Origin of the sequence: Enterocloster bolteae, assembly GCF_002234575.2 — a bacterium.
Classification (GTDB): Bacteria; Bacillota; Clostridia; order Lachnospirales; family Lachnospiraceae; genus Enterocloster; species Enterocloster bolteae.
The window spans coordinates 6,187,221-6,201,013 of sequence record NZ_CP022464.2; the positions used below are offsets into that span (position 1 = coordinate 6,187,221).

11 protein-coding genes are annotated in these 13,793 nt (G+C 50.6%); 1 reads left to right on the forward strand and 10 read right to left on the reverse strand.

Annotation, left to right across the window (positions count from 1 at the left end):
* Positions 1 to 50: 50 nt before the first annotated feature.
* The 3 genes from CGC65_RS28725 to CGC65_RS28735 form a co-directional block, all read right to left on the reverse strand.
* Positions 51 to 761 carry an MBL fold metallo-hydrolase gene (locus tag CGC65_RS28725; RefSeq protein ID WP_002568975.1) on the reverse strand — a complete coding sequence of 237 codons (711 nt, stop codon included), beginning with the start codon at positions 759 to 761 and terminating at the stop codon, positions 51 to 53.
* Between the two features lie 172 nt (positions 762 to 933).
* Positions 934 to 2,256, reverse strand: a complete 1,323-nt coding sequence (locus tag CGC65_RS28730; RefSeq protein WP_038282365.1) for an MATE family efflux transporter — start codon at positions 2,254 to 2,256, stop codon at positions 934 to 936.
* A 202-nt stretch (positions 2,257 to 2,458) separates the two neighbouring features.
* Positions 2,459 to 4,009, reverse strand: coding sequence for an AbgT family transporter (locus CGC65_RS28735; RefSeq protein WP_002568977.1), 1,551 nt, complete (start codon positions 4,007 to 4,009; stop codon positions 2,459 to 2,461).
* A 407-nt stretch (positions 4,010 to 4,416) separates the two neighbouring features.
* On the opposite strand from CGC65_RS28735, the gene CGC65_RS28740 reads away from it, so the two are divergent.
* A complete protein-coding gene (locus tag CGC65_RS28740; protein ID WP_002568978.1) occupies positions 4,417 to 5,661 on the forward strand; it encodes a dicarboxylate/amino acid:cation symporter in 1,245 nt (414 codons plus the stop codon).
* Between the two features lie 259 nt (positions 5,662 to 5,920).
* Here the strand turns inward: CGC65_RS28740 and CGC65_RS28750 are convergent, their stop codons facing one another.
* The 7 genes from CGC65_RS28750 to CGC65_RS28780 all read right to left on the reverse strand — a co-directional run bounded on the left by CGC65_RS28750 (position 5,921) and on the right by CGC65_RS28780 (position 13,771).
* Positions 5,921 to 7,102: an ISL3 family transposase gene (locus tag CGC65_RS28750; protein ID WP_002578456.1), complete on the reverse strand. Its 1,182-nt coding sequence runs from the start codon at positions 7,100 to 7,102 to the stop codon at positions 5,921 to 5,923.
* A 181-nt stretch (positions 7,103 to 7,283) separates the two neighbouring features.
* Positions 7,284 to 8,813, reverse strand: a complete 1,530-nt coding sequence (locus CGC65_RS28755; protein ID WP_002568979.1) for an AAA family ATPase — start codon at positions 8,811 to 8,813, stop codon at positions 7,284 to 7,286.
* Between the two features lie 44 nt (positions 8,814 to 8,857).
* Positions 8,858 to 10,285 carry a vWA domain-containing protein gene (locus CGC65_RS28760; RefSeq protein WP_002568980.1) on the reverse strand — a complete coding sequence of 476 codons (1,428 nt, stop codon included), beginning with the start codon at positions 10,283 to 10,285 and terminating at the stop codon, positions 8,858 to 8,860.
* Complete coding sequence (locus CGC65_RS28765; RefSeq protein ID WP_002568981.1) at positions 10,282 to 10,746, reverse strand: DUF3783 domain-containing protein; 465 nt, start codon at positions 10,744 to 10,746, stop codon at positions 10,282 to 10,284. The genes CGC65_RS28760 and CGC65_RS28765 overlap by 4 nt, the downstream gene beginning before the upstream one ends.
* A gap of 90 nt (positions 10,747 to 10,836) precedes the next feature.
* A complete protein-coding gene (dtd, locus tag CGC65_RS28770; RefSeq protein WP_002568982.1) occupies positions 10,837 to 11,292 on the reverse strand; it encodes a D-aminoacyl-tRNA deacylase in 456 nt (151 codons plus the stop codon).
* Positions 11,293 to 11,308: 16 nt separating this feature from the next.
* Positions 11,309 to 13,111: a glycerophosphodiester phosphodiesterase gene (locus tag CGC65_RS28775; RefSeq protein ID WP_002568983.1), complete on the reverse strand. Its 1,803-nt coding sequence runs from the start codon at positions 13,109 to 13,111 to the stop codon at positions 11,309 to 11,311.
* Positions 13,112 to 13,771, reverse strand: a complete 660-nt coding sequence (locus CGC65_RS28780; RefSeq protein WP_002568984.1) for a GTP pyrophosphokinase — start codon at positions 13,769 to 13,771, stop codon at positions 13,112 to 13,114.
* Positions 13,772 to 13,793: the final 22 nt, after the last annotated feature.

Consider the following 13,793-nt stretch of genomic DNA (forward strand, 5'->3'; position numbering starts at 1 on the left):
AAATCCATGTCCGGTGCAGACCGAAAAGCCCGTCTCCCGCCGTCCGCCTGTCACACCAGGAATTCCTCTCCCCGTCTGTGTATCTCCTGTATCCTGTCCTTGTACCCGTCGGCGCAGGCCAGGGCCTTAAATCTGGCAGCCGCCTGAAAGTCCTCCCAGAAATGCATGGGAAACACCACGTCCGCCCCCACCATTCTCATAAAGTCATCCATTCCCAGGTAAAAATCCTTCTCCTGCCTGGGGTCAATGAGCATAAAGGCCACATCAATATGGCGTCCTGCCAGCTTGTCCATTTCCCGGTGGAAATTCTCACTCATCCTGCGGTTGTCGGCCTCCGGCTCCCCTTCCCATACCCAATTGTTTAAATCCCCTGCATGGTAAATGGTCCTGCCCTCCAGGCTGGCCAAAAAGGCCACACCCTGGTCTGTGGACTTAAATGCCCGGATGTCCACCGGATTCCCGGCTCCGTCCTTCAGGCTCACTTCCTCCCCTGGTCCCAGGAATATGGTTCTGCCCAGAAGGTCCTCCGGCACCTGCCTTGTCCAGATATCGTCGGACAGCACATAGGTCACATTCCCGCGGCTTTCCTCCAAATCAAATATGGAACGGGAAAAATGGTCTCCATGGCGGTGGCTGGCAAACACAAACAAAGGCTTCTCCCTGTCTGTTTCCGGAATGTTTCCCTCAAAATAGTCAAACAGAAGTACGGCATGGTCAAGCTCCGCCATAAAACTGCTGTGATGGATATACGTTATCTTCATATCGGTCATCTCCCATCCGTTCTTATATGTCTAATAGTAACATAAACCTCAATTCCCGTATAGTTATTTTATCCCGTTTTCCATTTATATACAGAAACAGGCGGCGCCCTCCGGTTTCACCAAACCGGTCCGGCGCTGCCCAAAAGACAATACATTCTTATTTTTCCCAAAATTACAGGGCATGATAAAAGGTTTTCCATTTCCCGCTGGCAAACCGCCATCCAAAGAAGGCGGATCGGACACTCCAGTCCGCAATCATGGCCCACCACACGCCCACGGCTCCCATGCCCAGTCCCACTGCCAGCACATAGCTGAAACCTATGCGGAACAGGAGCATGGACAGGATGGATACGCACATGGGGAATTTCACATCGCTGGCAGCCCTCAGCACATTGGCCAGACAGAAGGAGGACGGCCATAAAAACACTGCGCACCCATCATGAATCAGCACCAGTACGGCTCCCAGTTCCAATGCTTCTTTTGACAGTCCATATAGACTGAGAGAAAGCGGCATAGTCAATATAACGGCTATACAGCAAAGCCCGTTGACTAAGTATGTAATTTTCATCATTTTCTTTGCATAATATCCGGCCTGGTCAAAATCGCCTGCCCCCACGCAGCGCCCTACCACGGTAATCATAGCCAGGTTCATGGCCTGCCCGGGCAGTACGCCCATCCCGTCCAGATTATTGGCAATGGCGTTGGCAGCTATCTGGGTCGTGCCGAACATGGCTATGATCCCCACCACCAGAACCCGGCCCAGCTGGAAGATGCTGTTCTCAATCCCATTGGGAATGCCTATGCCCAGTATCTGCTTCACCATTCTGAAATTAAGATTCCATTTTCCCCCAATAAAGATGTCCAGATTCTTATTTTTCAGCCGGAAGAGAAGGATAAAACAGGCAGTCATACGTGAAATCAGGGAAGCCGCAGCAGCACCCGCCACACCCCAATGGAATACAAAGATGAACAGGGAGTCCCCTATAACATTGATAATGTTCATGATGATGGACGCCTGCATGGATATCTTGGAATTTCCCATGGAGCGGAACAGGGCGGCGCAGGAATTATACACGGCCAGGAAGGGGTAGGACAGTGCGGATATGGTCAGGTAAACCAGGGCATTGGCCATCACATCCCCGGCCACGCCGCCGTAGAGCAGATGCAGCACCCCCCGGCGAAACAGGATGCAGAGCACCATTATAATAAGTGAAATACATGCAATTATCAAAATCAGCTGGTTGGCCGACTGGCAGGCCCTGTCCCTTCTCCTCTGTCCCAGATACTGGGAGGACACCACCGCGCCTCCGGTTGCCACCGCCGCAAAAATATTGATGAACAGGGTGTTGACCATATCCACCAGGGAAACCCCGGAGGTAGCTGCCTCCCCTGCGTTTGATACCATCATGGTATCCACCATTCCCACGGACACAGCCAGTATCTGCTCCACAATAAGGGGCAGTATAAGGCGCTTCAAATCCTGGTTGGTAAACATACGGACTCCGGCTCCATTTTGTTCCATCTTACATATACCATCCTTTGTATCCCGCTCATCTTCATACGGCACGATGGGGGATGTTTTCTTAAAAAAGCCTACTCCCCCCGCCATTCCCCGTCAATCCGTAATTTACCCAAAAATATCAGACAATCAAACAGTCTCCCCTGCCGCTTTCCACAAATCCCCAGGCTTCCTGAAACTACAGCCCGTAAAACAGGGGCGATCCCGGCCCCAGCGGCAGACCTGTCAGATACCAGACAGTGAACATCACAATCCATCCCAGCAAAAAAGCCCCTGAATACGGAAGCATGGTGGAGATTACGCTCCCGATTCCGGCGTCCCTATCGTATTTCTGGAAAAACGCCACCGTCAATACGAAAAAGGGCATCAGGGGAGCAATGATATTGGTACTGGAATCCCCAATCCTGTACGCTGCCTGGGTCAGCTCCGGTGAAAGACCCAGACGCATGAACATGGGGACAAAAATCGGCGCCATGATGGCCCATTTAGCGGAATCCACCGCTATGAAGATATTGATACAGGCTGTCAGCAGGATAAAGCAGACGATTAAAGGAAGTCCCGTAAGCCCCACGGATTGAAGGAAATCCGCCCCTTTGACGGAAATAATGGTGCCCAGGTTGGAATAGTTAAAACAGGCTGTGAACTGGGCCGCAAAGAAAATCAGCACCATAAAGCCTGCCAGGCCGCTTATGGACTTATTCACAAGAGCCACCGCGTCCCTGCTGTTCTTCAGGGTGCCCGCTCCGATACCGTAGGCCAGACCGGGGAGCAGGAACAGGAGCATCATAAAGAAGATGATGCCGTCCATAAATGGGGAATTGAGGAGTGAATGGGTTTGGGGATCCCGCAGCAGTCCTCCGGGCAGAACCGTCAAAAGAGCCATAACCGCCGCATATACCAACACCGTGATGCCGGCCCAGCCCATTCCTCTCCTTTCATTTTCCCCGATATCCCCAATGGTCCCTGTCTCCACAGGCCCCCAAGGCCCCAGGCGGGGCTCCACCAGCCTGTCCGTGACAAGGGTGCCTATGACTGTGATAAGCACCGTGGATGCCACCATGAAATACCAGTTGCAGACGGGAAGCACTGTATATTCCGGGTCAATCATGCGGGCTGCCTGGGTGGACATGCCTGCGAACATGGGGTCATTGGTGCCGATTAAAAGATTGGCGCTCCAGCCTCCGGATACACCTGCAAAGGCTGCCGCCAGCCCGGCCGCCGGGTGACGTCCAAAGGCCGTGAACAGGACCGCGCCCAGCGGGACCAGGACCACATAGCCTGTGGATGAGGCAATGTTGGACATGATTCCAAGAAACACCACCACGGCGGTGGCTAATGACTTTGGCGTGGAGGAAGCCACCCTGCGCAGCAGGGCAGACATGAAGCCCGTACCGTCCGCCACCCCTACGCCTATCATAATGGTAAAAACAGTTCCCAGCGCAAAAAATCCCGTGAAATTAGGCACCACCGCGGTGACCATATACCGGATGCTGTCCGGCGCCAGAAGGCTTACGGCCTCCACTGTCATTTTAGTAATCTCACCGCTTGTGCGGTCCAGAAAATCATATGTGACAGACAATCCCAGGAATCCGCACAGGGCGGACACAAGGATGACAATTCCCGTCAGAATCAGGAAAATCACTGCCGGGTCAGGCAGCCTGTTCCCCACCCGCTCCACGGTATCCAAGGCTTTTAGGACCATGCTTTTTTTCTGCCCATCATTTGCCAAAACAATTCCTCCCATCATGTGTATTCTATGTCCGGCCAAATTCTTTCTGCGGCCATATTCTATATCCGGTTTATCATTCCCTTCTTTACCGGCTTATATTACATTCTCATATTAACTATGGAGCTTCGGCTAAAAAACAGCGGCTGAAGCCTTTGTCATTTTGACAGTCACTTTTTGCCAGTCTATTATATTTATTGGTTTATAGCACAACAAAATCAACTGTGTTTTTGCGTCCCATTATACACTTTAGATAAAAAAATTAAAAAATCTTTCCAAGTTGCCGTCATTGTTTCAAACAGCTTTGTGCCTTAAAATATAAGCATACAGGACATGGGAACGTGAAACGAAATGTTAGTACAGGAATCAGCACAAGAAAGAAAAAGAAGGGAAAAGAAAAGGGGGAAACAATGGAGGGAAAGAAAAAAGGGTTGTCTCTGACAACACAAATTCTAATCGCTACAGCAGGCGGTATTGTCTTTGGATCTCTGATTGGGCCATGGGCCTCAAATTTAAAATTTATCGGTGATATTTTTATCCGGTTAATCCAGATGTCGGTTGTACTGCTGGTAATGACTGCAGTGGCAGGCGCGGTGGGAAGCGGAGACGGCCAGGATGTAGGAAAGATGGGGTTCCACACATTTAAGTGGATTATCTTTTTCACTTTAATATCAGCAGGACTGGGGGTTGTTCTGTCCATGCTCATACAGCCCGGCATCGGTATCGAAATCGCCAACGCAGAGGCCATTGCCAATGCCTCCGCTGAAACAGCATCGCTTCAGGACACGCTGTTAGGCTTTGTATCCACAAATATCATCGGCTCCATGGCTGACAGCGCTATGGTTCCATGTATTGTTTTCGCATTGTTTTTTGGCACAGCCATGGGTACATATACACGCCAGAGCGGCAACAGGAACATGGTTGAATGGGTAACCGGTTTTAACACCATTATTACCAACATCATAAAGGCTGTCATGCATGTTGCACCAATCGGAATTTTCTGTCTGTTGGCAAACGTTGCAGGCTCCACCGGTTTCAAGGTTATTATTCCTATGATTAAATTCCTGGGAGTATTGCTGCTGGGAGACGCAATCCAGTTCCTTATTTATGGTCCGCTGACAGCTGCTCTCTGTAAAGTAAACCCTGCAAAGATGCCTAAGAAATTCGCTAAAATGTCCATGATGGCCGTTACCACCACCTCAGGCGCAATCTGCCTTCCAACCAAGATGGAAGATGCGGTTGTAAAGTTCGGTGTAAGCCGTAAGGTTGCAGATTTTACCGGACCCATTACCATGTCCATGAACAGTTGCGGCGCAGCCCTGTGTTATGTGGCTGCAATCTTCTTTATGGCACAGTCCACCGGAATCCAGCTGACCACCTATCAAATGGGAATGGCCATCCTGCTTTCATGTCTGATGTGCATGGGAACTATCGTTGTGCCGGGCGGTTCCGTAATCGTGTATACCTTCCTTGCCTCCTCACTGGGGCTGCCGTTGGAAAGTATCGCTATTCTTATTGGTATTGACTGGTTCTCAGGAATGTTCAGAACACTTATGAACGTTGACGTTGATGTCATGGTAGGCATGCTTGTATCCAGCAAGCTGGGCGACCTGGACCGGGACGTGTACAATGAGACGAAGGTAGTAAAATATTGATTTTCAGTTAAAGATTGTCAGCAGTTAAAATAAAAAACAGGAGCGTGTCTGACGCTCATTCCTCCCACGGTTAAACCAACCATGGAAAGGATGAGCCGCAGACGCGCTCTTTTGTATTTCGGCTCTTTGTCAATAGTTGGGGTGGGATTTGTTAAAATCCCGCCCCAATTCTATGAAAAGGGCCCTTTTTATGTTTAGTTCCAGGTTTTACTGATTTTGGGCATGCCAAATAAGCCTCCGCATTACCGACCTTTTTATCCTATGATGTACAGTGAAGTATCCGGGTTCGGAACCGTTTGAAATTCCGGATTCCGTAGCTGCTCCGTTTTAACACCTTTATCTTGTTGTTAAATCCTTCTGTGGGACCATTTGTCAATCCGTATTTAAAGGCATTCAGGATTTCTTTTCGCCAGGCCCTGTAGGTCTTAGCACAGGCCTCAAATTCCTTAATCCCACAGCTCTGTGCATTCGCAATCCAGTCATCAAATTCCCTCTGCTGCTGACGATACGCTTCCATCTGGCAGATATCATAAAACCACTCTTTCATGCGGTGTGCCAGACGCAGATCCTCGCTATAGTGAAGCATTAAATCACAGGCCTGTTTGTTCTCATCCTTCAGCTTTTTATAGCGGGTCAGAATGAGTTTCCGGCTGCGTTTATAATACTTACGCAGAGAAACCGGCATGGAGCGCTGCAGCCGTTTGCGTACATTTTCAATCGCCCATGTCACCTGCCGGATGAAATGATATTTATCCACGATGATTGTAGCGTTTGGAAAGAAGGTCTGTGCAAGTTCGGTGTAGGGGCGCCACATATCGCAGACGAAGAACTTTACCTTCAGGCGTTCTTTCCTGGGAATGTTCCGCCAATAATCAGCCAGATGGCTCTGTGTCCGATCCGGGAGAATGTCGAGGATCCGGCGCTTTTTCGGATCAACCAGAATGCACTGATATTTACCGGTAGAAGCATTGCCTTTGAATTCGTCAATGGAAAGCGCTTGTGGAAGCTGGTCAGGCGGAGGATAGCAAATCGTGTCCAGAAGGCGGCAGACCGTCTGGACGGAAACACCGGTAAGCTCTGCGATCTGTTTTAAGGAAAAGGTCTGCCGGAGCAGGGAGACAATGTAAAATGCCAGTCTGCGGGTCCTGCGGTGGTAGCTGGGGAGGAACGAATAGGGTTCCGTGAACCGTTTGCGGCAGTATGGGCAGAGGTAGCGGCGTTTGCGAAGGAGCAGGATTACTTGTTTTCCCAGTAAGGGAATGTCCTGGACTTCTTGTAAACGGTAATCATGAATCCGTTTAGTTTTAGCCCCACAGCAGGGACAAGTCTGTTCTACCGGTTGGGACTGGATGAAAATTTTAATGAAAGAGTCTGCCTGAACCACTTTTTTAATAAAAACACCTTCCAAGTTAAGGAAAGCCTTGGTATAATTAGGGTACATCTATAAGGGGTCACCTCCGTAACATTAAACTTTGGTCGGGATAATGCGTTTAGGAGGCTTCTTATAGATGTATTTTATTACAACGAAAAGAATGTTGGAAGTGTGCTTTTCAGCACACCCCAACATTCAGTATAGAACCTGTATTTCACTGCACATTTCATCAAAGCTTCTGTCTATTTCATCACAGCTTCTGCCTTATGGCCTGCTCCTGTTCATCAAAAAGCAGGTCCTTATTGTACTGGTAATAGCGTTCACACTCATATTCATCCAGGAACCGCACACACGCCTCGCTGGTATTCAGCTCCGTGACAAATATGACCATTTCCTGGCCGGTTCCAAAGGCAGCTTCCATGAAGTCAAAGGCATGTTCCAGGCGGCTGCCGCAATCCTCCTTCATGGCCTCATAGCAGTCGCTGTGCTCCATGAATTTTCTGCGCACCCATTCCCAGGCCTGCTCTCTGTCCTCAACAGCTTCCTTTCTCATCTGCTGGGCATATTCCTCCAGCATGATTCGCACACACAGCCACAGGCGGTCCTCCCGCCTTCCTGACAGTCCGCTTTTCTTCCTGTGAAGGCGCTCCTTCTCCAGCTCCTGAGCCAGGCAGGACAAAGCCATGGCAGGCGATTGGGATTGCGCCGCCGCGCTGTTTGCAGAGGTCTTGGCCCTGCCGTCCATCTCCTGGCGGTATCTCTTAAGCTGCTCCATCAGAAGTTCCATGGAAGCATTTTTATCCCACAGTTTCTTAAATCCTTCAGTCAGCCTGGACAAAATCAGACCTGTAACGCTGAGACGCTCATCAAAGGGCGCCCTGGCTACCCGGTCGCACAGCGCCTCACGTATGGTGCCCTGCAAAATCTCATCCACCTGATACTCATTCTGATATTTATAATACAGCTCCAGATAATTGGCAAAATCCTTTGCAATTCTGGGGTGCTGGATATACTGGCTGATCACATCCCTGTCAGCTCTTTTTTCCAGACTCTCATAGACCAGGATCAGTTGGGATAAATCTTCCCATCCCCTTGGGGTGGCGAACAGCTTTCCGTCCACGGTTGTCTCTATCCGGCAGAAATTCTGTCCCTTGATGCTGAGATAGGATATAATGGCCGGATGGATATTCTCAGCATATGCATATTCCTTCCACACTGCCAAATCCGGTTCCACGTCAATCCGCTTAATCCGGTCCAGGGTGACCACATCGAATTCCCTTACCGACTTGTTATACTCCGGCGGATTGCCGGCAGCTGCTATAATCCATCCCTCAGGTATCTTATGGCTTCCAAAGGTCTTGCACTGGAGAAATTGCAGCATAGTCGGAGCCAGGGTTTCGGATACGCAGTTGATTTCATCTATAAAGAGAATTCCTTCCTTAAGTCCTGTTTCCTCCATCCGGTTATAGATGGAGGCCACAATCTCGCTCATGGTATACTCCGTCACCGCATACTCCCTGTCCCCATACATCTTTTTCTCGATGAAGGGAAGGCCCACCGCGCTCTGTCTGGTGTGATGGGTGATGGTATAGGATATCAGCCCGACCCTGCATTCCCTGGATATCTGCTCCATTATCTGGGTCTTTCCCATTCCAGGGGGACCGATAAGCAGCACCGGCCTCTGCCGGATGGATGGTATGACATACTCCCCATTCTCATCCTTTAAAAGGTATGCTTCAATGGTATCCTTTATTTCTTCCTTAGCCCGCTTAATATTCATGTCCTGTTCTCCTGCTCTGTGGGATAGGCAATCCATCCCTGTTTCTATTGTCCATGTCTGTTCCTGCTGTCCTGGTCTGCCGGCATTTCCCCGTTCCTGCGGTTCCGGTCCGCCTCCGTATCTCTGTTCCTGCTGCCCGGCCTGTACTCCATGAGCTGTTCCTCCTCCAGCACCACTTTCATAGCCCAGGGAGGCACGGATTCATCGGAAAACATATTCTCAATGAACACAAAGGCCGTGTCGTAGGAAGGGGCCTGAACCGGATAGATTCCCTTGCCGTCCGTGAAATAAATAAGCCCCTTGAGAGAGGCTGCCTGACGGCTTTTCTTAAGCCCGTTCACATATTCAAATGCCGGTCTGAAATCCGTTCCCCCGCTTCCTCTAATCTGGAAATCATCCATATAAGCCTTCAGTTCCTCCTGGCTTGTGACCAGCACGTCTGACTGCACCGCGTCATCACACTGTATAATGTGTAAATGGACCTTCTTAAAATAACTCTCAGTCTCAGACAGCACGTCGTAAGTCTCTTCCAGGAACCGCCTCACCAGCTCCCCGGAGCAGGACATGGACGTGTCGATGACAATGGCAAAATCCTCTACCCGGTAAACCTCTCTGGACTCCAGCGGCTCGATGAGGGGCATATTGCCGTACAGGGACAGTCCGTAGGTATAAAACGCATAGTCAAATGAATCCGGATCCACCTGCATTTCTTCCTTCAGAACCGCAAACTTTTGAAGGAACCGGCTGTAATCGTACCTCTCCCGGTTTTCCACCTGAACCTCCTCCAGCAGGCTCCGGTTATCCTCAGACGCATCCTTTGAACCGGTTTCCAGCTCCGTCTGCATCTTCTCCCGGTTATCATTCCACTTGTTCTGCCTGGACCGGACGATTTTAGGACTGTCCTCCTGCTCCCACAGATCATGGCTGTCCACGAAGAATTCCGCCTTCAGCATGTCCAGGCGGCGGTCCGGAAGCTCCATCTCCAAAAGGGCCCTGTAAACCCGCTCAGCCGTCAGGACAGGACCTTTTTCCGACAGAGCCTTCTCAAGTCTGAGATATATTTCTCTCCTAAGGGCACTCCTCGGCACATGGACACATTTTTGGTATAATCCGTCAATGACGTACTCCATGGCTATGTCGCAGGACAGGTCCCAATACCCCTTGTCCCTGTCCTTTCGTGTATACATATGGCAGAACAGGCAGTGGAACAGCATATGGAGATACCCGCGGTTTACCAGCGTCCTGCCTCTTTTATAAAGGCCCAGCAGATAATCCGGCCCATAGTAAATCAGATGCCCGTCCGTCCCCAGTCCCTCTCTTGCCCAGTCAGCCTCAAAGCCCAGACTGCTGAGAGACACATCCAGAAACTTCATGTTCACATACAGCTCACTTCTGGCCTGTAAGAGAATCCTGGCGCACAATGTCACCTGGTCCAGTTCCTCCAGCTGCCTTTTCCTGGTAGGGTCTGTCATGGCTGCTGCCCTGCCGTCATGGTCTCATGTTCTTCCTTTAATTCCTGGTACAGATGGTAGAAGGTCCAGTCACTGTTATGTTCTGTCAGAACTGCCTTCAGGGCAATCCTGGGCACACCGGCCCTGCGCAGTCCTGCCAGCAGCATGTCCAGTCTCTGGCTTGAAAACTGTTTTAATACCATGACCTCCTCCGGTATAACCGGAAGCTCACCCGGTCCGGCTCCGGTTCTCTCCCCATCAGCTCCTTGTGCCCCGGCTCCGTCTGCCCCGGCGCTGCCTCCCGCAGCCTCATAGCCTTCCATTCCGGCAAGATATCCAACCTTCTCCAGGACTTGTTCCGGTCCTATGTTCCTTATGCGCACGCCCATGCGGACCAGCACGCTTTTCATCATAGCCACATGCTTCATTGTCTCCGGTCTGCCCGGATTATAGTACAGTACAGTCTCCATCATCTTCACCATGTCCTGCCATCTCCTTTCAACAGGGCCTGTTTACAGCCCCTTACCGCACCATGTTGCGCGCCGCTTTCCCGCCGCCGGTTCTTCCGTTTCCTACTCTCCAAACAGCTCCTGGCTGTCAAGCATCAGGGTAAAGGGTCCGTCATTGAGAAGCTCCACCTTCATGTCTGCTCCAAACCGCCCCTTCTCCACCACATCCACATGGGTCCTGCACCTCTCCATAAAATGTTTGTACAGGGACTCCGCCATCTGGGGAGCGCCTGCCTTTATAAAGCTGGGCCTGTTTCCCTTGCGGCAGTCCGCGTACAGGGTAAACTGGCTGACCACCAGAAGTTCACCCTCCACATCCTCCAGTGATAGGTTAGTTTTTCCATTTTCGTCCTCAAATATCCGCAGACGGCAAATCTTATCCGCCATCTTCTCAGCCATCTGCCGGGTATCTCCGTCCGCCACTCCCAATAGTATCAGAAACCCCTTACCAATTCTTCCCAATAATTCTCCATCCACAGTGACGCTGGCCTGCGTCACCCGCTGTACCACTGCTCTCATATGCTATTATCTCCTTTTATCTCAGCATCATTTTCAGATATTCCATAAGCGTCTCGGTGGTTTCCTCCCTGTAGAGTATCTCCCTGGCCCGCACCGGATAATCTGTGATGATATTGTCCACGCCTAACAGTTTCATTTGTTCTATCTCAGTTTTGCTGTTCACGGTCCACACATGGACCGCCTTGCCCTTTTCATGGGCTGCTTCCACCAGTTTCCTTCCCACAAAGCTGGAACGGATGCTGATAAAATCAATATACTCATTGTCATAATACGTTCCGTAGGCAGCCGCCAGAATGTATCCTGTCCTCAGCTCAGGAGCCATCTCCTTTACCCGCTCCAGATATCCCAGCTTAACCGACGTGATGACACACTGGTCCTCCATACCGTATTCCCGTACCAGGGCAGCCACCTGCTCCGGCAGACTGGAACTATTTCCTATATTCTTAAGCTCAATGTTCAGCTTCATACGGCCTTTGCAGGCTTCCAGCACCTCTTCCAGGGTGGGTATCCGCTCCCCGGCAAACCTGGGGCTGAAATGGCTTCCCACATCCAGCCGGCTTACCTGGTCATAGGTCATGGTACCCAGCCTGCGGTCCACCCCTGCCACCCGCTTAAGGTTCAGGTCGTGGCACACCACCACAATTCCGTCCGCAGTTGTCTGTACATCAATCTCACTGTAATCCGCCATTTCTTCCATGGCCGCCTCAATGGCTGCCATGGTATTCTCCGGAGCCATCCGGGAGCTTCCCCTGTGGGCCGTCACCTCTGTCTGCCCCAGCACATCCCAGTCAGGGGATGTGCCGTTGTATACCATATCGAATATAAGAAACAGGCTGGCTCCCGCCAGCGCCCCTGTTATGGTCAGTATCCATTTTCTCTTAAAATGCAGCTCATAAGGCATGGTAAAATCCCAGGGCGCTGCATGCGCGCTTTTCATTCCATACTGGTAATATATCACGGTCAGAGCCCCAAAGTCCACCAGGGGAGCCAATATCCCTCCAATGAACAGCACTACCACTTCCAGTTTAGTACATACAGCTGCCAGCACAGCCATGGCCGCATAGCTGTCCACAAACAGGGTGACAATCACGGCAGATACCACCACAATGACCACGTACATGAGAACCAGCCCCACAGCCAGCCCAAAATTCACAACCAGCAGCAGGACTACTGCCCTGAGGCTGCGTCCCTTTAAAAGCTCCATGCTCCTTCTGAAACCGTCGCGAAACTGCTTCTGCTCAATCATACAGGCAAAAAACACCAGCATAGTAGGTATCCCTATGAGCACCAGGGCTGCCGTCAGCATCACCAGGCCCAGCCGTGCCGCCGGCGCATGCATGATTTCATACATGACAAAATTCAGGGGCTTTATCTTTGTGAGAATCCTGAGCAGCAGATAGCTGTTCATCATCACATAATCAGCCAGAGCCAGCGGGAGAAGCTTCCAGTTCCTCCCCTTACACGCATCCCATGCCTTGCCCAGCGCGCCTTTTAAAATGTACACGGAATCCACCCGCATGGAATAGGCCGCAGCCTGGTAGGCAGTGATAAGGCCCCCTATTTCCACCACCATAAGCACCATCCCCAGCACCGCTGCCAGCAGGGCGCAGACAATGGTTGCCGGGCGCAGAAGAAAGGCCCCCATATTACTCATGGTCAGATAACTGTATCCTGCCATGCGCAACGAGAACCTTAAGAGCTGGTTTACCAGCCTGATATAGAATGTACCTGCAACCAGCCGGAACAATACTTCAAAAATCACCAGCTGGCGCAGGTTCAGTTTAATTACCTGGTCTGTCTCTTTTATCAATCGGTTCACTTAAGATTCTTCCGACCTTTCTTTCTGCTCCCTGGCAAATGCCGTGATAGCCTCGTTAAGTGAAAACATTTTGGCATCCAGTATATCCACCATATCGGCGCAGGCCTTTAGTTCCTTCAGCAGGTTCTCCGGGGCATTGCCCTCGAACTTATACGCAATCTTATGTTCCAGACTGGCCCAGAAATCCATGGCAACGGAACGAATTTGAATCTCCACCTTGGTCTCCACCGGTCCATCTGTGAGATAGACCGGCACAGTTACTACCATATGATAACTCTTGTATCCGTTGGGCTTGGGGTTTTTGATATAGTCCTTTACATGAAGGACAGTCACATCCCCCTGAGCCGCTATCATGCCGGCTATCTGGTAGATATCCGACGTGAACGAACATATAATCCTGATACCCGCAATATCGCTGAGGCATTCCATCATATTCTCAATGGTTACCTCGTATCCGTCCTTCTTAAGCTTCATGACAATGCTTTCAGCTGATTTCAGTCTGGATTTGATATGCTCGATAGGGTTATAGTCATAACGGTTCGCAAACTCGTTGTTTAATATTTCAATCTTTGTATTGACCTTTTTTAGTGCTGAATCATAGAGAAACATCACTGAACGCCATTGGTCAACCTGGTCGTCCGCTTTGGGGATATTGGTCATTCCTATCCCTCCTTACCTTAAG

Bases quoted from the DNA above. Each gene is read 5' to 3' on its own strand.
- CGC65_RS28725 (WP_002568975.1), bottom strand. From the start codon at position 761: ATGAAGATAACGTATATCCATCACAGCAGTTTTATGGCGGAGCTTGAC.
- CGC65_RS28730 (WP_038282365.1), bottom strand. From the start codon at position 2,256: ATGTTTACCAACCAGGATTTGAAGCGCCTTATACTGCCCCTTATTGTG.
- CGC65_RS28740 (WP_002568978.1), top strand. From the start codon at position 4,417: ATGGAGGGAAAGAAAAAAGGGTTGTCTCTGACAACACAAATTCTAATC.
- CGC65_RS28750 (WP_002578456.1), bottom strand. From the start codon at position 7,102: ATGTACCCTAATTATACCAAGGCTTTCCTTAACTTGGAAGGTGTTTTT.
- CGC65_RS28755 (WP_002568979.1), bottom strand. From the start codon at position 8,813: ATGAATATTAAGCGGGCTAAGGAAGAAATAAAGGATACCATTGAAGCA.
- CGC65_RS28760 (WP_002568980.1), bottom strand. From the start codon at position 10,285: ATGACAGACCCTACCAGGAAAAGGCAGCTGGAGGAACTGGACCAGGTG.
- CGC65_RS28765 (WP_002568981.1), bottom strand. From the start codon at position 10,746: ATGGTGAAGATGATGGAGACTGTACTGTACTATAATCCGGGCAGACCG.
- dtd (WP_002568982.1), bottom strand. From the start codon at position 11,292: ATGAGAGCAGTGGTACAGCGGGTGACGCAGGCCAGCGTCACTGTGGAT.
- CGC65_RS28780 (WP_002568984.1), bottom strand. From the start codon at position 13,771: ATGACCAATATCCCCAAAGCGGACGACCAGGTTGACCAATGGCGTTCA.